The sequence below is a fragment of the Aliiglaciecola litoralis genome (assembly GCF_039523355.1).
Lineage (GTDB): Bacteria > Pseudomonadota > Gammaproteobacteria > Enterobacterales > Alteromonadaceae > Aliiglaciecola > Aliiglaciecola litoralis.
In genome coordinates this window covers 38,445-60,908 of sequence record NZ_BAAAFD010000009.1, presented here as the reverse complement: position 1 = coordinate 60,908, position 22,464 = coordinate 38,445, and the positions used below count along the sequence as shown (strand labels likewise).

General features: G+C 44.8%; 13 protein-coding genes and 1 pseudogene. 8 read left to right on the top strand and 6 right to left on the bottom strand.

Translation table 11 applies throughout. From position 1 onward, the window contains the following. Window positions 1-54: 54 nt before the first annotated feature. The 3 genes from ABD036_RS14565 to ABD036_RS14555 are packed head-to-tail and all read left to right on the top strand — an operon-like array spanning window position 55 to window position 5,368. On the top strand, window positions 55-3,504 hold the full coding sequence (locus ABD036_RS14565; RefSeq protein WP_343861179.1) for a hypothetical protein: 3,450 nt from the start codon (window positions 55-57) through the stop codon (window positions 3,502-3,504). 9 nt (window positions 3,505-3,513) lie between these two features. Next, on the top strand, window positions 3,514-4,419 hold the full coding sequence (locus ABD036_RS14560; protein ID WP_343861177.1) for a glycoside hydrolase family 17 protein: 906 nt from the start codon (window positions 3,514-3,516) through the stop codon (window positions 4,417-4,419). After that, window positions 4,385-5,368 carry a glycosyl hydrolase family 17 protein gene (locus ABD036_RS14555; RefSeq protein WP_343861175.1) on the top strand — a complete coding sequence of 328 codons (984 nt, stop codon included), beginning with the start codon at window positions 4,385-4,387 and terminating at the stop codon, window positions 5,366-5,368. The genes ABD036_RS14560 and ABD036_RS14555 overlap by 35 nt, the downstream gene beginning before the upstream one ends. A gap of 40 nt (window positions 5,369-5,408) precedes the next feature. Here the strand turns inward: ABD036_RS14555 and ABD036_RS14550 are convergent, their stop codons facing one another. Continuing rightward, window positions 5,409-6,983 (bottom strand): sugar porter family MFS transporter, encoded by a 1,575-nt coding sequence (locus ABD036_RS14550; RefSeq protein WP_343861173.1) that lies wholly within the window; start codon window positions 6,981-6,983, stop codon window positions 5,409-5,411. 196 nt (window positions 6,984-7,179) lie between these two features. Here ABD036_RS14550 and ABD036_RS14545 point away from each other — a divergent pair, with 196 nt between their 5' ends. The 4 genes from ABD036_RS14545 to ABD036_RS14530 all read left to right on the top strand — a co-directional run bounded on the left by ABD036_RS14545 (window position 7,180) and on the right by ABD036_RS14530 (window position 13,465). Beyond that, window positions 7,180-8,352, top strand: a complete 1,173-nt coding sequence (locus tag ABD036_RS14545) for a sensor histidine kinase (RefSeq protein WP_343861171.1) — start codon at window positions 7,180-7,182, stop codon at window positions 8,350-8,352. Next, entirely contained in the window at window positions 8,349-9,179 is an 831-nt protein-coding gene (locus ABD036_RS14540; protein WP_343861169.1) for a LytR/AlgR family response regulator transcription factor, read from the top strand. The genes ABD036_RS14545 and ABD036_RS14540 overlap by 4 nt, the downstream gene beginning before the upstream one ends. A gap of 135 nt (window positions 9,180-9,314) precedes the next feature. Beyond that, on the top strand, window positions 9,315-10,355 hold the full coding sequence (locus ABD036_RS14535; RefSeq protein WP_343861167.1) for an efflux RND transporter periplasmic adaptor subunit: 1,041 nt from the start codon (window positions 9,315-9,317) through the stop codon (window positions 10,353-10,355). A gap of 2 nt (window positions 10,356-10,357) precedes the next feature. After that, window positions 10,358-13,465: an efflux RND transporter permease subunit gene (locus ABD036_RS14530; RefSeq protein WP_343861165.1), complete on the top strand. Its 3,108-nt coding sequence runs from the start codon at window positions 10,358-10,360 to the stop codon at window positions 13,463-13,465. 96 nt (window positions 13,466-13,561) lie between these two features. On the opposite strand, the gene ABD036_RS14525 is transcribed toward ABD036_RS14530, so the two are convergent. The 5 genes and pseudogenes from ABD036_RS14525 to ABD036_RS14505 all read right to left on the bottom strand — a co-directional run. Next, the gene (locus ABD036_RS14525) at window positions 13,562-14,746 is read right to left on the bottom strand and encodes an ABC transporter permease (RefSeq protein ID WP_343861163.1); all 1,185 of its coding nucleotides are present in this window, start codon (window positions 14,744-14,746) and stop codon (window positions 13,562-13,564) included. Between the two features lie 2 nt (window positions 14,747-14,748). Next, window positions 14,749-15,906 (bottom strand): ABC transporter permease, encoded by a 1,158-nt coding sequence (locus ABD036_RS14520; RefSeq protein ID WP_343861161.1) that lies wholly within the window; start codon window positions 15,904-15,906, stop codon window positions 14,749-14,751. Then, window positions 15,903-16,616 (bottom strand): ABC transporter ATP-binding protein, encoded by a 714-nt coding sequence (locus ABD036_RS14515; RefSeq protein ID WP_343861159.1) that lies wholly within the window; start codon window positions 16,614-16,616, stop codon window positions 15,903-15,905. The genes ABD036_RS14520 and ABD036_RS14515 overlap by 4 nt, the downstream gene beginning before the upstream one ends. 13 nt (window positions 16,617-16,629) lie before the next feature. Further along, window positions 16,630-17,670, bottom strand: a complete 1,041-nt coding sequence (locus ABD036_RS14510; protein ID WP_343861157.1) for an efflux RND transporter periplasmic adaptor subunit — start codon at window positions 17,668-17,670, stop codon at window positions 16,630-16,632. 93 nt (window positions 17,671-17,763) lie between these two features. Then, a pseudogene (locus ABD036_RS14505) lies at window positions 17,764-18,021 on the bottom strand (DUF1295 domain-containing protein); the annotation flags it as partial. A 488-nt stretch (window positions 18,022-18,509) separates the two neighbouring features. Between ABD036_RS14505 and ABD036_RS14500 the strand changes: the two are divergent. Beyond that, complete coding sequence (locus ABD036_RS14500; protein WP_343861155.1) at window positions 18,510-22,400, top strand: EAL domain-containing protein; 3,891 nt, start codon at window positions 18,510-18,512, stop codon at window positions 22,398-22,400. The last annotated feature ends 64 nt before the right edge of the window (window positions 22,401-22,464 follow it).

Genomic DNA, 22,464 nt, shown 5'->3' with positions numbered 1-22,464 from the left:
GTATTTAGCCCCAAAATGAATGAAATTAACTAACACTATCAGCAGAAAATGAGTATGAAAAACAACGAACAGAACAATGTAACAGGACAATTTGTTACCTTTGATGATGAAAGGTATTACAAAATTGAACATGTTGACAAAATGGCACCTTTTTTCATCAGCTTGATCTCTAGCAGCGATCATTGGTTATTTGCATCGTCCAATGGCGGTTTGACGGCAGGTCGAGTATCGCCAGAAACCGCACTGTTCCCCTATGTAACCGTGGACAAAATCCATGAAAGCACTTCTCATACGGGCTGTAAAACAATTGTATTGATCACCGATGGTGGTCAAACGACGAGTTGGGAACCCTTCAACTATTTGCGTGAGCAACGCTTTGAATTATCGCGCCATCTGTATAAAAGCACCTTGGGCGATAAATTGTGTTTTGAAGAGGTGAATCATACCTTAGGTCTGCGATTTAGCTATGTCTGGACCACCAGTGATGATTACGGATTCAGTCGACAGGTAAAAATAGAAAACCTACAGTCGCAAGCTAGACAGATTGAAGTGCTTGATGGATTAATCAATGTGCTCCCTGCAGGCACTCCTCGATTTACTCAGGCGCAATCTAGTAACCTAGTGGATGCCTACAAGTTTAATGAATTGGATGAAAGCACAGGGGTTGGTATTTACTCATTATATTCGGGTATCACCGATCGGGCAGAGCCAAGTGAATCCCTGCGTGCCAACACCATTTTTGTGCTTGGACTTGACGTTCAAAATGTTCTGCTATCAGAACGTCAGCTGCCAACATTCAAAGCAGGTCAGCCGATAGAGACCGAATCTAGCTGTCGCGGTATTCGCGGCGCCTATCTGGTCTCAAGTAAATTAGAACTTGACCCGAATGGCGCTAACCAGTGGCAAATTGTCGCTAATATCGAACAGGATCAGAGTCAAATCACTGACTTACTGGAACAGTTGAATAAGCCTCTTGAATTGCAACAAAAACTGACTGACAACGTTGCTCAAGGTAGCCAAATGTTAGCCAATATCATGGCGTCCAGTGACGGCTTTCAGGTAACGGAAGATGAAGCGCTCGATGTTCACCACTACGCCAATACCTTATTTAATGTGCTGCGTGGCGGTATCTTTAATGATCAATACAGCATCTCAGCTACTGACTTTAAGCAAACATTAAAAGGCTTTAACGCATCTGTTTATCAGCGCAACAAAGACTTTTTGGCTGGACTACCAGAATCACTCAGTGTGCAGTCATTACAAGCTCAAGTTGAGGCGCAAAATGATCCTCAATTAGCTCGCCTTGCGCTGGAGTATTTACCTATTACTTTCGGTCGTCGTCATGGTGATCCAAGTCGCCCTTGGAATCAATTCGCGATTAAATTGCGTGACAGTCAAGGCAATCCCTTGTTGTCTTATCAAGGTAATTGGCGTGACATTTTCCAAAATTGGGAAGCGCTGACATTTAGCTATCCGTTGTTTATTGAAAGCGTGATTGCAAAATTCGTTAATGCATCAACTATGGACGGCTATAACCCGTATCGGATCACCAAAGAAGGCATTGATTGGGAAGTCGAAGAGCCCGATGATCCATGGAGTTACATTGGCTATTGGGGCGATCACCAAATTATTTATTTGCTGAAAATGCTCGAATTATCGCAGCAATTTCATCCGCAAAAACTCAGTGACTTATTACATCAACCGTTGTTTTGTTATGCCAATGTACCTTACCGCATCAAACCTTTTGAAGACTTGGTGAAAGACGCTAAAAGTACGGTTGATTATGATCAAGCGCTTGCTGATGAAATAGAAAAACGCGTTGAGCACATGGGCGCAGATGGAAAACTCGTATTAACCCAAGATGGTCAGGTGTATCAGGTAAACTTGCTGGAAAAACTACTGGTGCCGTTGCTTGCCAAGCTCAGTAACTTTGTGGTTGACGGTGGAATTTGGTTAAACACCCAACGACCTGAATGGAATGACGCTAATAACGCCTTGGTTGGTCAGGGCTTGTCCATGGTCACCCTTTATTACATGCGCCGTTATGTGCATTTTATGCAGTCGCTTTTGGCGTCTCAATCGCAGGACGTAGAGCTGTCCGTGGAGGTAAGTGACTGGCTGGTGGCAACGAGCACTATTTTGTCAGATACCGTTAAACAACTCGAACAACAAGAACTTAGCGATGAAATCCGCTTTGAAATTGTTAGTAAATTAGGAAGAGCCGGTAGTGATTATCGTCAGCAGGTTTACGCAAACGAAGGCTTCAGTGACAAAACCACACAACCAATCAGTACATTGACCAAATTGCTAGACAGTGCGATGCAGTGTATCGATCGCAGTATTGAGCATAATCATCAATCCAATGGTCTATACCATGCTTACAATTTATTGAGCTTGCGCGACCAAAAAGCACGGGTGGCTAATTTATATCCGATGCTCGAAGGGCAGGTCGCTGCCTTGAGCAGTGGGGCAGTGACGGGCAACAAAGCCATAGACGTAGTTGAAGCCTTGTTTAATTCGGATATTTACCGAGCTGACCAAGATACCTTTATGTTGTATCCCGATCGCAAACAAGTCGCCTTTCTAGACAAAAACACCGTTTCCTTGTCAGCACTAAATTCGGCTCCGGTGCTCAATCAAATGATCATCAAACAAGATAATCGCTTGATCCAAAAAGATAGCCGCGGCGTGCTGCGTTTTAATGCCGATATTAAAAATGCAGGTGATTTAGAACGTTTGATTGACACACTCTGTACTGAATATGGCAATGAACTCAGCCAGCAAGCTCAACAGATTTTGGATATTTACGAGTCTGTTTTCAATCATCAAGCTTTTACCGGCCGTTCAGGCGGTATGTTTGGCTTTGAGGGCTTAGGCAGTATTTACTGGCACATGGTGTCTAAATTACTATTGGCGGTGAATGAGCAGTTTTTCCATGCGGTTGAAAACGAGCTAGACCAAGAGGTGCAGCAGCGTTTAGGCGACCTTTACTATCGCGTTCGTCACGGCATTGGATTTAATAAAACGCCAGAACAATACGGTGCATTCCCGACCGACCCCTATTCACACACACCTAAACATGCTGGTGCTCAGCAACCGGGCATGACTGGTCAAGTCAAAGAAGAAGTGCTAAGCCGATTTGCCGAACTGGGAGTGCGCGTTGTTGAGGGGCAAGTCAGACTATGTCCTGCACTTCTGCGTCAATGCGAGTTTACCCAAACGCCAAGGGATTTCGACTATCTCGATGTTCACAATCAGTGGCAGAAATTGGCCCTTGCAGGATCCTCGATTGGGTTTACTTGGTGTCAAATCCCCTTCGTGTATCGCTTAACTGACGATAGTCAGCCGCGATTGACTATCACCTTTGCTGATGGTCAGCAATTTACCAGTGACTCCTTAGTACTGACGAAAGAGCACAGTCAATCTGTGTTCAACCGAACCGGCCAAATAGTGCGTATTGACGCGACTATTAACGCTTCTATGTTATTTAACGGATCAGTGTAGGAACAATGCATGTCTAAGAATCATTATCGCTCTCGATCGTTTGCGCTTGCTGGGATTGATTTCTCAACCTACAGCGACGAACAACTAAAAGTGCTTGTTACTGAGCGTTTGCAGCAAAAAATTCATGGCATTTCGTTCAGCCCATATACGGTTGGGCAAGGGCCTGGCTCCCCCATATCTGAACAAGATATTGCCGACAGATTGTCGGTTATCTCTCCTTATGTTAATTGGATAAGAACCTTTTCTTGCTCGCAAGGAAACGAATTTATCCCAAGCGTCGCTAAGCAGCGAGGTTTAAATACTATGGTTGGCGTTTGGTTAGATGGCGATTTGGACAAGAATCAGCAGGAAATTGATAAAGCCATTGAAATTGCCAATCAGGGGCATGCTGACATGTTAGGTGTGGGTAATGAAGTCTTGTTGCGCGGTGAATTGACCCCAGAGCAATTGGTCGGTTATCTAGAGCAAGTCAAGTCTGCCGTGACTGACGTGCCCGTGGGTTACGTGGATGCCTATTTCGAGTTTGAAGACTATCCGCAAGTTACCGATGCATGCGACATAATATTTGCAAATTGCTATCCCTATTGGGAAGGTTATCCCAGCGAACATGCCCTGATTTACATGAAAGATATGTATCGCCGTGCGCAAAAAGTGGCCAAGGGTAAACCGGTGATTATTAGTGAAACAGGTTGGCCCAATGTAGGTACTGCCGAGCGTGCAGCGCGTCCGTCATTTCGTAATGCGATTTCTTATTTTCTAAATGCCTACCAATGGGCCGATGAAGAAAATATCGACATGTTCTATTTTTCTTCCTTCGATGAGGCTTGGAAAATAGCGGACGAGGGAGACGTTGGTGCTTATTGGGGACTTTGGGATGAAGATGGCAAAGCTAAGTATGGTAACTACAGTGGGTAAACCAATGTCAGACTTTTCGGCACAAAATGCAGTTTGTTATTCCGGCTATCGACTGGGTCAGGATCCCCGCCAAGGGATATTTCCTTCTTATGAGCAAGTTAAACAGGATCTAAAAATTCTTGCTCAGCATTGGTCTTTGCTTAGGTTGTACGATTGCAGTCACCATGCCCAGCTTGTGCTTAACGTCATTCGCAACGAAAATCTGCCTTTAAAAGTCATGCTAGGTGCAGATTTAGGCGCTGAGGTCAGTAACCCAAATTGTCCCTGGGGGGCTCACTACAGTGATAAAGTATTGACCGCAAACCGTTTACGTAATCAACAACAAATTAGGCAAATGATTGACTATGCTAACGCGTTTCCTGAGTGGGTATTTGCGGTCTCGATTGGCAATGAGGCCAGTGTGGATTGGAACGATCATATGGTTCCGGTTGAGTCATTAATCGAATATGCCCAGCAGGTGCGCAAAGCGATTGAGCATCCGGTGACCTTTTGTGAGAACTACGTTCCTTGGACAGATAAACTCATTCCTTTGGTGCCCCATTTAGATTTTATTTCAATCCATACCTACCCCGCGTGGGAATATAAAGACATCAGCGAGGCGATTGCGTTTACCGAGCAAAACTATCGACAGGTCGCCGATGTCTTTCCTGACAAACCCATTGTAATAACCGAAGCCGGATGGGCAACCAAGTCAAATGGGCAGGGCATTGATAAGCAGCAAGGTAATTGCGTTAATCAAGCGCAGTATTGCCACGACCTAGTCACTTGGTCACGGAAAAACGAGGTGCTGAGTTTCGTGTTTGAGGCTTTTGATGAACCTTGGAAAGGGTCAGATGACCCTTTCGAACCCGAAAAGCATTGGGGACTGTTTTATGAGGATCGCACGCCCAAACCAGTTGTTGAAACACTGCTGGGCGCACCACGGGCGATCGCTAGTGGTGGTTCATAATGATGGGTAGTGATACGCACTAACTTTTCGTATTGGTGCGCTAGTTGCGCACCAATATTGCTTCTAATTGCTCCAAGGTTTTGCCTTTTGTCTCCGGCAGTAGCGCGTAAATAATCACTAAACCAATCACAGCGAAAATACCGTACATGGCGAAGGTCAAAGCTACACCTAAAGTCGCTAACTCCCATGGGAAGATAAGCTGTACTAAAAAGCTGGTCGCAGAGTTAATCAAGCCGACAAAGGAAATTGCGATGCCGCGAATTCGATTGGGGAATAACTCTGAAAACAGCACCCACATTACCGGTCCCAAAGACATCGCAAAACAGGCTACAAAACCAAGCAAGCTAACAAGCACCAGATGCTGATTTACCTCAATGGCGGCGGCAATCAAGGTCGATTCATGCTGTTGGGCTTGTTGCTGACCAAGATTGCTTCTAAGCGCCGACTTGAACGTTAAGTCGTCTTGGTAAACTACGTCTTGCATTGGACTAAGTTGACTTGATGTGATGCTGTCTGGCAGACCACTCATAGCCGCTTTATCCAATGTGTAAGTTGCTTGAGCAAATTGCAGTGCTAAGCTAAACATGCATACCGCAATCCCCCCAACGCCAAATATAAGCAGTGCTTTACGCCCGATCCGGTCAATCAGGGCAATGGCAACGATAGTGAAAACTAAATTGGTGATACCGACAAAAATAGCTTGCATGAACGCAGCGTCAGTTCCCATGCCGGTTTGTTCAAAAATCATCGGAGCATAGAAAAATACGGCATTAATCCCAGTGATTTGCTGCAAAATTGCCACTGAAACACCAATGATCAATACCAGTTTCATTGCAGGTTTAAATAAGGAAACTAATGGAGCGGTGCTGTTATTCTCGTCCTTAGTTAAACTTTCTTTGATTTGGCTAATCGCAGGCTCTACTTCCTCTTCGGGCAAAGTGGTTGCGATAATTTTTCTGGCCTGTTGCTCATCTCCTTTGAGCATCAGCCATCGCGGGCTTTCTGGCACTAGCCATAACGCTAAAAAGTAGATCAAAGCAGGAAGGGCTTCGATGCCTAACATCCAGCGCCAATTCCACTGCGCTAACTGAAACGATTGTAACCATGCAGCATCTGATGTTGAGAGCGACAAAATCAAATAGTTACTGAAAAAAGCGACGGTTATACCGATCACAATATTGAGTTGATTCAGTGATACCAAGCGCCCTCGATAACGGGCTGGGGCAATTTCAGCGATGTACATTGGCGCAATGATAAGTGCAGCCCCAACACCAAAACCGCCGAGCATGCGAGCTAAAACCAATAACGTAAAAGAAGGTGCTAGTGCAGATAAAACCGCGGAGATAAAGAACAGCGCAGCGGCCATTTTCAACACTGCCTTTCTACCAAATTTGTCAGATAAGGGCCCGCTTATCATCATCGCCAAAGTCGCGGTCAAAGATAAACATGCAACCGCCCAACCCAATTCAATTTTAGTGAGCTCAAATTCAGGCTCGATAAATTTCACCACGCCAGATATGACTGATGCATCAAATCCCATCAAAAAACCGCCTAATGCGGCGATAAATGAAATATATATTACGTGATACATGGATTGGGTAAGCCTTTTGGACATGCTGGCATGCTCCTTATTCAGTGTTCGATTTGGCCTGTTAATGCTGCGTGCGTCAACACTTTATACGCTAACGTAATGCTAAACGAATAAACTCTTTAATACGATAAGACGGACCGAATAACGGTTGACTAGGACAATCACACTAGCCGATAAAGTTAACAGCGTGTAAACTAATTCGGCTGTCTCAAGGAATATTATGGCATACAGAATTTACGGCGCCGTTAAACGCTATACAAACAGTCACCCTACCCGCAAGTTTTGGATGTGGCAGACAGGGTTCTGGCTGTTTGTCAGTATCACCAGCTTCCTTACCCTTACTTTGTGGTATGGCCCCTATAACTGGATGCACATGTTGCACATTGTTATTCAGGCTGCCCTAGGGTTAGGGTTGTCACTCGTCATGTATTGGTTATTCATGGTGACTTGGGACAAATCTCTGCGCTACCGAGCGTGGGTAGGAGTCATTACGGTGATACTTGCCGCATTTTTGTGGACCATTGCGCGCTTACAAACCTTTGTCATTCTTACCGGTGAAACTGAGGAGTGGCAACAATTAGGCGGCTGGCACTTTGCCAGTATTTTTATTTTTCTGTGTTGGACCGGACTGTTTTTTGGGATCCGTTACTACGAGTTGTTGCAAACCGAGCATGGCATTATGCTACGAGCTGAATCGGATGCCAGAGAAGAACAACTCAAACGCATGAAGGCACAAAATGTCGCCCGAGACGCACAACTGAAAATGTTGCGATACCAACTCAATCCGCATTTTTTATGCAATACGCTCAATGCGATTAACTCCTTGGTTGAAGTCAACGAGACCGAGAAAGCGCAAAATATGACGGTGCAACTCAGCAAGTTTTTAAGACACTCATTGGACAATAATCCCGACACAAAAATCACTTTGGAAAATGAGGTTAAAGCACTAAATCTGTATTTGGAAATCGAAAAAACCCGCTTTGAAGATCGACTTAAACTTGACTTTCATATTGACGAAGCCGCAAAACAGGCGTTGGTTCCTAGTTTGTTGCTGCAGCCGATCATCGAAAACTCGATGAAGCATGCCATTGCGCAAAGTGAAGAGGGCGGCACCATAAGCTTGGATGCCTCAGTGAGTGATGGCAAATTGATATTAAAGCTCAGTGACACTGGCTCAGATAAGAAAATTGAAAAAAGTAAAGTGCAAAGCTCAACCAGTCGAGGGGTCGGATTGCGCAATACAGACGAAAGATTAAAAGCGCTATACATTAATGATTACGACGTCGATATTCGCTTTTTACCAACCGGCGGGTTGATAACCACCATTATTATCCCGTGTGAATATCATCAAGAAGCCATCATAAATATACATAGACAAAAGGTTGTTTCATGAATCATCTTACTGCTGTCATTGTCGACGATGAACCATTAGCGTTAAAACTGTTGCGCTCAAAATTGGCCAATATTGACGGCTTGGAAGTCATCGGCGAGGGCCGTAATGGCCGTCAGGCAATAGATTTGATCATGGACTTATCGCCAGATTTGGTTTTTCTGGATATTGAAATGCCTGGTTTGAATGGCTTCGATGTGGTCAAAAACTTACAGAATGATGTGCTGCCGTTGATTATCTTTACTACTGCTTACGAGCAATATGCGCTGGATGCCTTCGAAATACACGCCGTGGATTATATTTTAAAACCCATTGATAACGAACGCATCGAGCGAGCTGTAGAACGAGCAAAAGAACGCAAACGCGGCGGCGATGCAAGTAATAATAAGCCACGATTAATCAATGCTATTCACAGCATTCATCAATCTAAGCAGAATACATCCCCCCATATGCAAGAACGATCGGCCTCATTTGCCGGTAATGTGGGTGATTCGCAAGTAGAGCATAAAATCGTGATCAAAGAGCGCGACGAAATTACCTTGCTCAAACAAGCCGACATTAAATGGATCGATGCTGCAGGAGATTATGTCTGTTTGCATGTAGATGGTGAGACGCACATTAAACGCAGCACAATGAAAGAATTATTAGATGAATTAGACGCCAGTCTTTTCAAACGGATCCATCGCTCCACCATCGTTAATCTTAATTATATTGAAAAAGTAATTCCGCACACTAAGGGCGAGTTTTTCTTAGATTTAGGCGAGTATGACCGGATTAAGGTAAGTCGGAACTATAAGGAAGCTATCAAGGCATTTTTAACTGAGCGTTAAGTTAATCACGCTCTGCTATTCTAATCGCTAAATCTTTACCTTGTGCTGACACTTTGTTTAATAACAGTGTGATAGCATTGATCGAAAATAGCGGTTATTTAGTAAAAAACCCATAATCTGATTAGCTGAAACTACATGAAACGTCTGAATCAACTCCATATCATTGTATTCCTATTGGTTAGCACATTGTTTAGCGTGCACGGCTTAGCACAGTCTCGGGGCGGACAAGGCCCAACTAAAGTGATCGTAGAGCCTCTGACCTTTGAATCACAAGAAACTACAGTCGAGGCCGTGGGGACAGCGGAAGCGCTCAAGTCAGTTGATATTTTTCCCGCCACCTCAGATAAGGTGATCGAAACTAATTTCATACCCGGTCAATGGGTTGAGCAAGGTCAAGTACTGTTGAAGCTCGATTCACGTCGCCAACAGGCTGCGCTTAAACGCAGTCAAATCATGTTGAAGGATGCGCAACGCACGCTAACGCGTTTGCAGCAAAGTAGTGATGGTGGTGCCGTAGCGCAAAGTGCATTGGATACGGCAAAAATTGCCAAAGAGCTTGCGGAAGTTGCGGTTATGGACGCGGAAATCGACTTGGCTGACCGGACACTAATCGCGCCCTTTAGCGGTTATGTGGGCCTTTCTGATGTTGAGGTGGGTGACAGGATCACTACGCAAACGTTAGTGACGACTTTGGATGATCGTAGTCGTTTGTTTGTTAATTTTAGAGCGCCTGAGTCGTCTTTGGCAGCCGTCACTAAAGACAGTCGGGTTACCCTTCAGCCGTGGTCTGATAGAAACACGAAACTTGACGCCAAAGTCAGTCAGGTAGACTCACGGCTGAACGCTGCGAATCGCACGATCCGAGTAAGAGCTGAATTAGTTAATGAACAGGACAGTTACCGCCCTGGAATGAGTTTTCGCGTCAATCTCATCATGCAGGGACAACGCTATGCAGCCATCCCTGAATCTGGCTTGTCGTGGGGAGCGTCAGGTGCCTACGTGTGGAAAGTAGTCGACAACAAAGCCACCAAAGTTGCAGTAGATATAAAGCAGAGATTACGCGGCAGAGTGCTCGTCGAAGGGGACTTGCAGCAAGGAGATACGCTTGTCGTTGAAGGCATTCAGCGATTAAGGCCGGGACAGGAACTAGACACCCAACCGAATAACAGGAACTAGCCATGAGCCTCCAATCGTCCTCAGCTAAATCGTCTGGTCAAGCTAATCTGACTAACGATCTACCGTCACTTTCAGTGCGACGCCCAGTGCTTATTGTGGTCGTTAACCTGCTGATCATGATCGCTGGCTTAGCGGCACTCAGTGGCTTGGAAGTCAGAGAATTGCCGGACGTTGATCGCCCTCGCTTAACGGTTACCGCTAACTTCCCTGGAGGTTCGCCAGAAACCGTAGACACCGAAGTCACCAGTCGTTTAGAAGGGGCTATCGCTCGGGTCAGCGGTGTTACTTCTATACGAGCCCAAAGTGAAGAAGGATTTTCCCGCACTGTCGTTGAATTTCGTCCTGGGGTGAACTTAGAAGATGCTGCCAATGAAACACGAGAGGCGGTGAGTCGTGTGCAGCGGGAGTTGCCCGATGACGTGGAGAGATTATCGATCATTAAAGCCGATAACGATGCGCAGGCGGTGGTTAATCTGGCGGTGTCGAGCGATGCAATGAGTATGGAAGCCCTGACCGAGGTTGTAGAGACCGATGTAGCGCCCTTGTTTTTAAGTATTCCTGGGGTTGCGGATGTGCGTCTCAATGGCGATCGCGAGCGGGTGTTAAGAGTGACCTTAGATCCATTGCGACTCACCAGCTTTGGTCTGTCGGTGACCGATGTGGCCGCTGCGTTGCGGTTAGCGCCCTTTGATGTGCCTGCAGGGAGTCTGCGCTCAACAGATCAAACCTTGATAGTGAGGGCGGATGCCACCTCGGTGACCGCACTTGATGTTGAAAATATTGTAATCGAGGGGGATACCCGCATTGGTGATGTGGCCAACGTTTATTTTGGTCCGGCCGATGCACAAAGCTTGGTGCGCTTAGATGGAACACCGGTTATCGGTTTAGGTATTTTGCGTCAAGCCAGTTCAAACACGATAGAAATATCCAATGAAGTCTTAGCCATGGTCGAAGACTTGCAACTGCGTTTTCCTGATTTGACTATCACAGTCACAAGCGATGATGCAGAATTCATTCGTGGCTCGGTTGAAGAAGTCATTACGTCTTTGGCATTCACTATTGCGCTGGTGGTGGCTACGTTGTGGGTATTTATCGGTTCAGGCCGCGCCACTATCGTTCCCGCATTTGCCATTCCGGTATCATTGGTCGGGGCCTTAGCAGTGATCTGGATGCTTGGCTTTTCTATTAATATTCTGACCTTATTGGCGCTGGTCCTAGCCACTGGCCTTATCGTTGATGACGCCATTGTTGTATCAGAGAATATCCAACGTCGCCGAGGCATGGGCTTAGGCGCTCGAGCGGCCGCCGTGGTAGGCAGTCGAGAGGTATTTTTCGCTGTTGTTGCTACCACTGCTGTGTTGGCCGCGGTGTTTATTCCGATTGCATTTTTGCCCTCCACAGCAGGACGTTTGTTTAGAGAATTTGGCGGCGTGCTAGCCAGTGCCGTGATCATTTCTTCGTTTGTCGCCTTGTCGCTTGTGCCTGCGTTGACCGCAAGATTACCGCTGAAAAAGAACGCCAAACATTTTTTGGGTGGTTTCGGTAACGCATGCTTATCGTTTTATCGTCGTACGCTAAATTGGAGCCTTAGGTTCGGCTGGTTAGTGGTGCTATTGAGTTTAGTCGCAGCAGGTGGTGCAAGCTTGCTATACCAACAATTGGACAACGAACTGTTACCCAGTGAAGATAGAGGTAATATTCGGATTTTTGCCCGTGGTCCGGATGGTGTTGGCATTAATTTCATGGATCGGCAGGCGGATAAAATGGAAAGTGCGTTACTGCCATTTGTTGAATCTGGCGAGATTAAATCAATTTACACAGTAGTCGGTCAATGGGACCCGAATATTGTTTTCATTCAAGTCCCCCTTGAACCGTGGGAGAAACGTAGCCAATCTCAGCAAGATATTATCAATAAATTGAGCCCTGAAATCGGTTCTATTCCGGGGGCACCTGGTCGTGCCTTTGGCTCCAATAGTCTCAATTTGCGTGGTCAAGGTGGTGGATTGGAATTCGCCTTAACAGGAGAGAATTACACCGACATTTATCAAGCCGCACTGACCTTTAAAGAAGCAATTGAACAGCAGCTGCCAGACTTTGGCAATGCTAGGATCTCGTATCAGCCTACTCAGCCTCAGCTTAGAGTGAATATAGATAGACGCCGCGCAGAAGAGCTGGGCGTCAATTTTTCTGATATTTCCAGTACCTTGCGAGCCGCGATCAACGGTGACGATATCGCCGATTTGAATGTTGGTGATCAATCGATCCCGATTATTTTACAAGCATCAAGTGCCAATTTGAGTAATCCATCTGATTTAACAAACTTATATGTTTCGTCTAACAACGGTGGCTTGGTGCCATTGTCGAGCTTGGCTTATATCACCGAAGAAGGAGTTGCGGCCGAGTTAGAGCGTCATGCTCAGCGACGCGCGATCGAGATTGATATCGAATTAGAAGAGGGCGCATCACTACAACAAGCTGTAGACAGTCTGCGTGCGCTCTCGCAAGAAGTGCTGCCCAGTGGCATTGGCCTTGTGTTTTTAGGGGAAGCTAAAACCTTTCAAGAAACCTCTAATCAAGTCACGTTGACCTACGTATTGGCTTTTGTCATTGTGCTGTTAGTACTTGCAGCCCAATTTGAAAGTGTTAACAGTGCGGTCGTGGTGATGCTCACCGTGCCCTTCGGTATTGCAGCTGCTATTTATGCGTTACACCTGACCGGAACATCGATAAATATCTACTCTCAGATTGGTCTGGTGATGCTAATTGGTTTGCTGGCCAAGAACAGTATCTTGCTGGTGGAGTTCGCAGATCAGCTGCGTGACCGCGGACACTCTGTTAAAGAAGCGATTATCCAAGCGGGTGAAGTCCGTTTGCGTCCGATTATGATGACCTTAGTCTCAACTGTGCTGGGCGGTTTGCCGCTGATCTTATCTACCGGTGCAGGTGCTGAAGCGCGCAACGCAATAGGTTGGGTGGTCTTTGGCGGTTTGGGTATTGCCGTGGTCTTTACCTTGTACCTCACGCCGGTACTGTATTTCGCACTGGCACGATTCAGTAAGCCAAGAGCTGACGAAGCTAAGCAATTAGAGCAGGAACTGGCAGAGATATAAAACAAGGCAGGTTGGGTGAAGTGGACTTGAACTAAGAGATCCAACGTTATTCAACCTGCCTTTTTGACGTTGTTTGATTGTTTTGTAAAACAGTGACTAACGACCACTTTGAAACGCAACGATTACCGGAACTCTTGCCGCTCGCCATGCAGGGAAGAATCCACTGATAAACCCGATGATCAAAGCCATGGTAGCCCCTTGCACGAACAAATCAGAGGTCAATTTAAATTCGAATACCACTTGAGTAAAGCTACCGCCCAAGGTCGCAGCACTTAACCCATCAAAAAACACAAAAGCAGCAACAGAGCCAAGTAGGCCACCGATAACTGACAACACTAAAGCTTCCACTAAGGTACCAACGAATGCCGAAAAATGGCTAAAGCCAATCGCTCTTAGTGTGGCTATTTCACCGGCACGATCTGACACCGAGGTATACATAGTATTGAGCGCACCAGCCAGTGCACCTAATGCCATAACGGTAGAAATCACGCGACCAAAGAGCGCCATGTAGCTGAGTCCCTTGCCTTGCTCTGAGAAATAACTTTGTTCACTTTGCACATCTTGATTTAAACGGGGATCGTTTTCAATGTAGGCTTTGATCGCTTCAATTTGATCTGGTGCGGTTAACTTGGCTCGCACTGATTGGTAGCTACTGCCACGATTGTATAAGTTTTGTATTACTTTGGCGTCGGCCCAAAGCTCACTTTCAAACACGTTTCCACCGGTCGTGAAAATTCCCACCACGGTCCAACGATTTTTACCTGAACGGATCTCAGCGCCTAATTCAAATCCGTCGAACTGGTTGAGAATACCCTGCCCGACAATGAGCTCGTTGGTGCCAGTGGCAAACATGCGGCCCTCAACGAGTTTAAAATTTTCTCTCAGTGCGATGCCTTGTTGATTTAGTCCGCGTAATGGAATGTTGGCCTTGGTTTGGCTGGTTTTTTTGAGCCCATCTACAATCACATATAATTCCGGCGAGATAATAGGACCGTTGTCATTGGTGGCAATGCCAGGCGCGTTGCGCAATAAGTTGACTTGCTCGTTTGACACTGAACTATTTAGTTCAGCACCAGAACTTATCCTTAGGAAAAACGCAATATCGTCACTTCCCGCCCCTTGCATGGTCGTTTCAAACCCTTTGGCCATGGCTAAAAAAGCTAAAAGAATGGCCACAACCACGGCACTGGCAAACACCATAGCTGCTGACATCCAAAATCGACGCGGTAGACTGCGCAGGTTCATTACGATAACTGCAGTACTTTGTGATACTAAACTCATGATCAGGCTCCCTGAAATCCGCTAATGATATTTTGCCTTAAGGCTCTAATAGCAGGCACTATACCGGTCACTAATCCCAGCAAAAGCATGTAGCCTAACGCTTGCAAAACAATGGATTGATCGAGTACCAAGTTAGGTAAAAATCGCGCCATTTCATGTGACGCACCTTTAACAATCACATAGGCTGCGCCTAATCCCAGCAAGCCGCCGATAAATGACAATAAGCAGGATTCAATCAGGATCATTTTGAATATTCGAGGAGATGAAAAACCTAAGGTTTTGAGCACGGCTATTTCGTTGGTGCGTTCTCGAATGGCTAATACCATAGTGTTGCCTACCACTATTAATATGGTAAAAAACGCCATGAATACCACCCCAAAAATGATCAAACCTATATTGCCTATTTGCTCAATAAAGGCCTTATTAAATGCCGCTTCGGTACTGGTTTCTGTTTCTGCAGCAGAGTTTGCGAAATTTGCGTCGATTTGGTCAGAGACTTGTTGATTAAGCGCCGAGTCGGTGGTGTTAACGATCAGCCAGCCAACATTGTCACCGCCCCACGTTTGGGTTTCCATAAAGTACTTATAGTGAAACACGATATAGCCGGTATCGGTCTTTTGGTCTTGTGCGCTAAATATGCCGTCGATCTGTAATTGCCAGGTTTGGGTGCCGTCGGTATTGGTGAAAATATTAGATTGTATGGGAATAGTATCACCCACTTTCCAGTTGAATGTCTTTGCAATACGATCGCCAACCAGCATGCCGCGACGATTGCTTTGCCATTGACTTAATTGGCCCTCGGGCAAAATGAGTTCTTCATAAACGGTAAAGTAGGTGTCGGGATCCACCGCCATTGTCATTATTTGATTTGCAGGTTCTTGGTAAAATCCCCCAAACCAATTGGCGTAACTTACCGCTTCGACCCCTTCGATACTCTTCACTTTATTGACGTAGGAAAAGGGTAATGGCTGCGTGAAGTTGATTTTATTTACCGTTATTAGGCGGTTGTCAGCCGACATCTCAACACCGGAATTCAATGCGCCTTGCAAGGCGCTTATGGCACCGAAGATAAGAAAAGCAATGAAGATCGCAAAGCAGGTCAGAAATAAGCGAAGCTTTTTGCGTGTCAGGTTTTTATAGATTAAATAAAAGTCTTTCATTTGACCCCCTGTGTTGCTCCGGTATCTGCTTGGGTTACAAACTCACCTTTATCTAAATGCAAAGTGCGCTTGGCATATTTTGCCGCCGAGGGGTCATGGGTAACCATCACTATGGTTTTTCCAAATTCGTTATTGAGTAACTGCAATGTCTCGAGGATTTCATCGGCAGTTTTTCTATCCAGATCACCGGTCGGCTCGTCGCAGAGTAATAATTTTGGATCTGACACAACCGCTCGTGCGATTGCCACACGCTGCTGTTGCCCGCCTGACATTTCATTTGGCATGTGCTTAGCTCTGTCCGCCAGATTGACTAGCTTCAGTGCGTTTTCGACTCTTTTGGCTCGTTCTTTACTGTTTAAATTGGTCAACAGTAAAGGTAACTCTACATTACGGAAGGCGTTTAACATCGGCATCAAATTATAGAATTGAAAAATAAAACCTATATTATTTGCTCGCCACTGGGCTAGCTGGCCTTCGCTAAGCTTATCAATGCGTTTCTGGTCAAAGCTGATTTGTCCACTGGAGGGTTGGTCAACGCCACCCAAGAGATTCAGCAGCGTTGTTTTGCCTGATCCCGATGGACCCATTATGGCGAGGAAATCCCCTTCATTAATCTGCATGTTTAGGCCATCAAATATGGTTATTTGTTCTTTTCCTTTGACGAATTTCTTTGAAACGTCTTTTAAATCAAATAACACTGCATCGCTCATGTTGTTCTCCTCGCTATTTTTGGAAGGCAACTTTCACACCCATGTCGGGTAATATTTTAGGATCGGGTTGCTCTATCTTTATTCGCACTTGCACCGTAGCTTTTGCTCGGTCAGCGGTAGGGATGATGGCGATGACTGAGGCTGGAATAGTCCAATCAGGGTAGGCATCTAATTGGGCTTCCACTGGTTGTCCAGCGTATACCCGACCAATAAAGGATTCATTCACGTCTACCTCGATTTCCAACGATTCCATGTCCACTATGGTACATATTCCGGTGCGTGTAAATCCGCCACCAGCCGAACTAGGGGCAACAATTTCACCCGGTTGCGCTGCTTTCACCGTCACCACACCTGAAAAGGGGGCGCGAATGGTATGATCATCGAGACGCTCTTTTTGGCGACGCACATCAAGATGGGCGACTTTCAGATCAGCCTTAGCACTTTCTAAATTGGCTTGCAGGCTGCGCATTTGCGCCAGCGCTTTGGATTTTTCTGAAGCACTGGAAAAGCTGTTGCTTGCAATCCGTTGATTATTTTCTTGCGCTTCAGTCAAATTGGCTTGAATACTATTGATGCGCGCCTCTAATACTTCAAGTTGCGCTACGGCAAGCTCGTAATTGGTTTTTGCTAACGTAGAATCTAGCGTGGCCAGTATTTGACCTTCTGTCACCGTCATTCCTTCTTCAACAGTAACCTCAGTTATTAACCCCATTACCTGGGCCGATACCGTGGCCATTCTTCTGGCGGTGATATAACCAGATGAGTTGAGAATTGCGCTCGCCTCCGACAAGGTTGGCTGCGTTGAATGTGGTTTTTTGTCGCTTGTATCTGATGTTTTTTGCACGGCAGTGTTGGCTAGTTTGTCATTTTTTGCCGTGCTAGAGATAGAAGATGAGGATGTTGGCGGTGTTGCGAATTTAAGCGTAGCCCAAATGGTTATTGCAATGCTGATGATGACAATCAACAGCACTTTCCACAACGCCATACCGGAAGGCTCAGGTTGCTCTGTGCGATCAATTTTAAGGCTTTGTAATAATTCGCTTTTATCTGACACTGTTATTCACTTCCAATGTTTATTTGCATCTAGCTTTAAGAAAATGCATAGATTTAACTCAGTCTGACACAAATTATCTAAATTGACATAGCGCTAAAACGTATCTTCTGCCTTTTTTAATTTGGGGATCAAGGCTGGGGTAGTGGACTTGTATTTTTGATAGTCTGGATTGTTGGCCCATTTTTCATCGGCACGCTTTTCTAACATTGGAATCCCGCTTACTTTTGTTAACAGTAATATGATAAAAAGAGGAGAACTTAAGGTAATTAGTTGCCAGCCCTCAAGGGCGGGGTAAGCCGCGATCGCCACACCAATCCACAACACAATTTCGCCGAAGTAATTAGGGTGGCGAGAATAGGCCCAATTACAAGGACACCCACCTTAGTCCTAGAAAATTACAAGGACACCCACCTTAGTCCTACAATAAATTACAACAAAATTACAAGGACACCCACTCTAAAAATTACAAGAAATTACAAGGACACCCACTCTAAAAATTACAAGGACACCCACCTTAGTCCCCTCAATAGAATTACAAGGACACCCACCTTAGTTCCTTCAATCACTGAAACGGCGAACGGTAACAGTCAATAAATTAATTGCTCAAACTGCTTGTAATGAAATAATTTAACTTCTAACAGCGTGTCTGCACTTAGTGAGTCAGAAATTTAGCTATTACTGTGAATTAAGCCTGAGCTAATAAGCTGCTCATCTTTATGAAATAGTAGGCATTGATAATTCATTTAACCATGAAGTCTTTGGTGATTAAGTATTTGTTCCCTATAATCCAATTAGCTTGTTTTTCTTCTTTTTAGGGATTGTCTATTGTCATGGGGGGAATGTTGTTAATTTTTCGGTGGCTAATGTATTTAGCTTGCTTAACCCTTTGCTTTTCAGCCAAAGCAAAAGTTAACGTACACAAGCTCTTTTTGGACGGAGACGCTATTAATGCTTATTGCCATGCCATAGTGCAAGACAATTCAGGTTTTTTATGGATTGCCACAGATAATGGCTTAAAGCGGTATGATGGATACCAACTCAAGGGGTTTAAGCAACACTCAAATGCCCCGGCTTCAATTGAATCAAATATTCCTTCCTTATTACTGGATACAGACGGTTCACTTTGGATCGGTGGTACTGAGTTAATGAACTATATTCCAGAACAGGATAGGTTCGTTACTTATGCAGTATCTGATAACACCTTTATTTGGGCAATATTTCGAGATGATAACAACATTCTGTGGATAGGTGGAGAGGGGTTTGGTCTTCGAGGTATCGACCTTTCCACTGGTAATGTTGTCTATCAGTTTTTTACTGAACCTAAGCAATTATTTATCAATCAAATTGAGCGCCATGGCTCCACTTCGTCAGTGTGGATAGCGTCTGGCAATGAATTGTATTTATTTAACACACAATCTCAGCAGATTGAAAAGTATCCTTGGCATGGTGGAGGGATTCTGGATTTGATCGAAACTCGCGATGGACGGGTTTGGATTGCTACCTCGGATGGGGTTTGGAATTTAGACCCTCTAACGCGCAAATATACCCATTATCCTGCCCAACCGGGTGTGTCAGGTGCCATTCAAAGTAAAGTAAATCAATCACTCTTTGAGGATTCTAAGGGGCAGTTATGGATTGGGAGCGATAAGCTAGGGGTACACAAATACCTGCCAGATACCGATAGTTTCAAGCATATTGCTGCCTCTATTGACGAAGATGATAGTTTTCCCCCTGGTGCAGTTTCCGACATTTTTGAGGATAAAGATGGCTCCATTTGGTTTACGGTTGCTCATTTTGGCGTATTCAGGATCAGTGAACATCTTGAAAAATTTAGTATCTTGACCCACAACCGCAATTCGGCGCAAAGTTTAGGTTTTAATAATGTGACCGACATACATCAGGATCAATCAGGCAAAATTTGGATTGCCACAGACGGCGGTGGATTGGATCGCTATGATCCCGAGACTGGTTATTTTAAACATTTTCGGCATGATGAAAATAATCCCAATAGCATTGGCAGTGACTCTGTTTTGGCCATCGCAGAAACTTCTCAGCAGGATATTTGGTTGGGTACTTGGGGGGCAGGTCTTAGTAAATTAGACCGTAAAACAATGATGTTTGAAAATATTACTCGGGACACACAGAGCAATGAAAATGTAGGGTTAGCTGACATCAACATCTATAGCATCGAGGTTGATAGACGAGACCGGATGTTGTTGAGTGTTTGGAATAGTGGTTTGCAAATTGTGGATCCTGTTAAAGGTCAGTTTCAACAATTTGTTCCTGGCGGCGTTGGGCAAAAGTCAGGCATATCCAACTTTGCAATTAACGATATCGAGTCAGCAGGAGGCGACCGTTATTGGATTGGAGGTCAACGAGGGTTGGAGTTATTCGATGCCCAATCAGAAACTTTCGAATTCATACCTCTTGACAATCCTGGGAATATTTTAGGTCTTTATTTGGCAAGTTCGGGAATGCTGTGGATTGCCGCAGAAAATGGCCTATTAAGCTATGAACCAATAAAGCAAGCGTCTCGGAAATATGACTCGATTAATCACTTTGTAACATCAGTTGAAGGAGACCAACTAGGTTTTTTATGGTTAGGCACGCGAAATGGCTTAATTCGCTTTAACCCCGCCACAGAGAAGGTGCAGTTATTTGATAAGTTTGACGGTTTAGCTGGAAATCACTTCAATCGCAATAGTCACTTGTTGTCGTCAGACGGAATTATGTATTTTGGCGGAACAGATGGCTTGAGTGTTTTTAACCCAGCCAACATACCCTTAAATGAAGCCGATCCCAAAGTACATCTTACCCGCGTTGAGCTTTTCCAAAAAACCATCAATTTGCATAATTCAACTTTGCTAAATCGCACGCTTATCCAGCTAGAAGAATTAGCGTTACCTCATAATCAAAACCATTTGGCTTTTGAATTTACTGCAGTTAGCTATGTTGCACCGATGAAAAACAGGTATCGCTACCGTTTGCTCGGGCTTCAACAGGATTGGATTGAAGTGGATAGTAGCCGACGACGTGCCAGTTACACAAACCTAGATCCAGGACACTATACTTTTGAAGTGATAGCAGCCAATAACGATAATGTTTGGAGCCTTCACCCTCGACGGCTTGAAATTCATATTCTACCTGCTTGGTGGCAAACGTGGTGGGCAAGCTTTTTATTTATCTTGATAGCGGTAGTATCGGTGTATGGCTTTATTCGCTGGCGCCTATTTCATAATCAACAAAGACAAGCCGAACTGCAAGGTTTAGTTGAAGAAAAAACCACGGAGTTGGCCAGTGCCAATGCCGCGGTTTTACAACTCAATATTGAGCTGGAGCAACGTGTTGAAAAGCGCACTAAAGAGCTGACAGTAAAGGAGAAAGAAAGACGCGCAGCCGAAGCGAAGCTTTTCCATATGGCGTTTCACGATCCCCTTACCGGATTACCTAACCGACCTTGGTTATTGCAGAAACTAGAGCAGTGCATTTCAATGGCTCATCACCAGCAGGGTGGATTTGCAATGATGTTCCTAGACGGTGACCGGTTCAAGAAAGTGAATGATACTCATGGTCATACGTTAGGCGATAATTTGTTAATTGCTGCCGCAAAAAGATTAGTTGATATCCTACCGTCAAACTGTCATGCAGTGAGGTTAGGTGGTGATGAATTTACCGTGTTGATTCAAAAACCCGCTTCACATGAAGCGTTAGTCGCGATAGTGAATGAAATCATCCAAGCGTTTAACCAGCCATTCCATATTGACCAATTGAAAATTTTCTTCCGAGTCAGCATTGGTATTGTTAACTGTCAAACTCAATACTCCAAGCCTGAAGAAGTGCTTCGGGATGCTGATATTGCAATGTATAAAGCCAAGGAAAAGGGCCGAGGGTGCTTTCAGATGTTTGATACGCAAATGCGTGAGCAGAAAATAGAAATTACAGCACTTGAAAATGATTTGAATGTGGCAATGGAAAGAAAGCAATTTTTTGTTGTCTACCAACCAATTATTGCGTTAGACACTGGGCACTTGGCCAGTTTCGAAACGTTGCTAAGATGGCTACACCCAGAACAAGGCTTGATCCCGCCAGACCGTTTTATACCGCTGGCGGAAGAAAATGGACAGATATTTGAAATTGGCATCTGGGTTATTCGTCAAGCTTGTACACAATTACGGGAATGGCATGACCTAATAGGAGAAGCTAACTTGCCAACCATAGCTGTGAATCTATCAGCATTGCAACTTAATCAGCCGGATTTAATTGAGCAGATTGATGTCATTTTAGCGGAAACACAGATTCAAGGTAAACATCTGAAACTTGAAATAACAGAAACGGCACTGATGGAGTATACCGAAGAAGTTAATACCTTATTAGATAGTCTACGACAACGTTCGATAGAACTGGCAATCGATGACTTTGGCACCGGTTACTCGTCGTTAGCTTATCTGGATAAGTTACCTGTTCAGGTTTTAAAGATAGATCGCAGTTTTGTGGACTCTTTGATTAATCGGCAAGAAGAGCATGAGGGGACTCAAGAAATTGTTAAAGCGACGATTTCGTTGGCCCATAGTCTCAATATTAAAGTCGTCGCAGAAGGCATAGAGGCACAAGAACAATGGGATTTTCTGTTGGCAAATCAATGTGACTTTGGTCAAGGATATTTTATCGATTGGCCATTAACATCACAAGATGCGACAAACCTTATTAAATCAAATTTAAAGAGCGACTGAGTTGTTGCTAAGGGCAAATTGAATATTCTGATATTGTAAGTAACCCTAAAACCCAAATAATGGA

What these genes read in the sequence shown, in the direction of transcription:
- ABD036_RS14530 (WP_343861165.1), top strand. Translation starts at nt 10,358, where the DNA reads ATGAGCCTCCAATCGTCCTCAGCTAAATCGTCTGGTCAAGCTAATCTG.
- ABD036_RS14525 (WP_343861163.1), bottom strand. Translation starts at nt 14,746, where the DNA reads ATGAGTTTAGTATCACAAAGTACTGCAGTTATCGTAATGAACCTGCGC.
- ABD036_RS14500 (WP_343861155.1), top strand. Translation starts at nt 18,510, where the DNA reads ATGTTGTTAATTTTTCGGTGGCTAATGTATTTAGCTTGCTTAACCCTT.
- ABD036_RS14560 (WP_343861177.1), top strand. Translation starts at nt 3,514, where the DNA reads ATGTCTAAGAATCATTATCGCTCTCGATCGTTTGCGCTTGCTGGGATT.
- ABD036_RS14540 (WP_343861169.1), top strand. Translation starts at nt 8,349, where the DNA reads ATGAATCATCTTACTGCTGTCATTGTCGACGATGAACCATTAGCGTTA.
- ABD036_RS14565 (WP_343861179.1), top strand. Translation starts at nt 55, where the DNA reads ATGAAAAACAACGAACAGAACAATGTAACAGGACAATTTGTTACCTTT.
- ABD036_RS14520 (WP_343861161.1), bottom strand. Translation starts at nt 15,906, where the DNA reads ATGAAAGACTTTTATTTAATCTATAAAAACCTGACACGCAAAAAGCTT.
- ABD036_RS14535 (WP_343861167.1), top strand. Translation starts at nt 9,315, where the DNA reads ATGAAACGTCTGAATCAACTCCATATCATTGTATTCCTATTGGTTAGC.
- ABD036_RS14515 (WP_343861159.1), bottom strand. Translation starts at nt 16,616, where the DNA reads ATGAGCGATGCAGTGTTATTTGATTTAAAAGACGTTTCAAAGAAATTC.
- ABD036_RS14555 (WP_343861175.1), top strand. Translation starts at nt 4,385, where the DNA reads ATGGCAAAGCTAAGTATGGTAACTACAGTGGGTAAACCAATGTCAGAC.
- ABD036_RS14550 (WP_343861173.1), bottom strand. Translation starts at nt 6,983, where the DNA reads ATGTCCAAAAGGCTTACCCAATCCATGTATCACGTAATATATATTTCA.
- ABD036_RS14545 (WP_343861171.1), top strand. Translation starts at nt 7,180, where the DNA reads ATGGCATACAGAATTTACGGCGCCGTTAAACGCTATACAAACAGTCAC.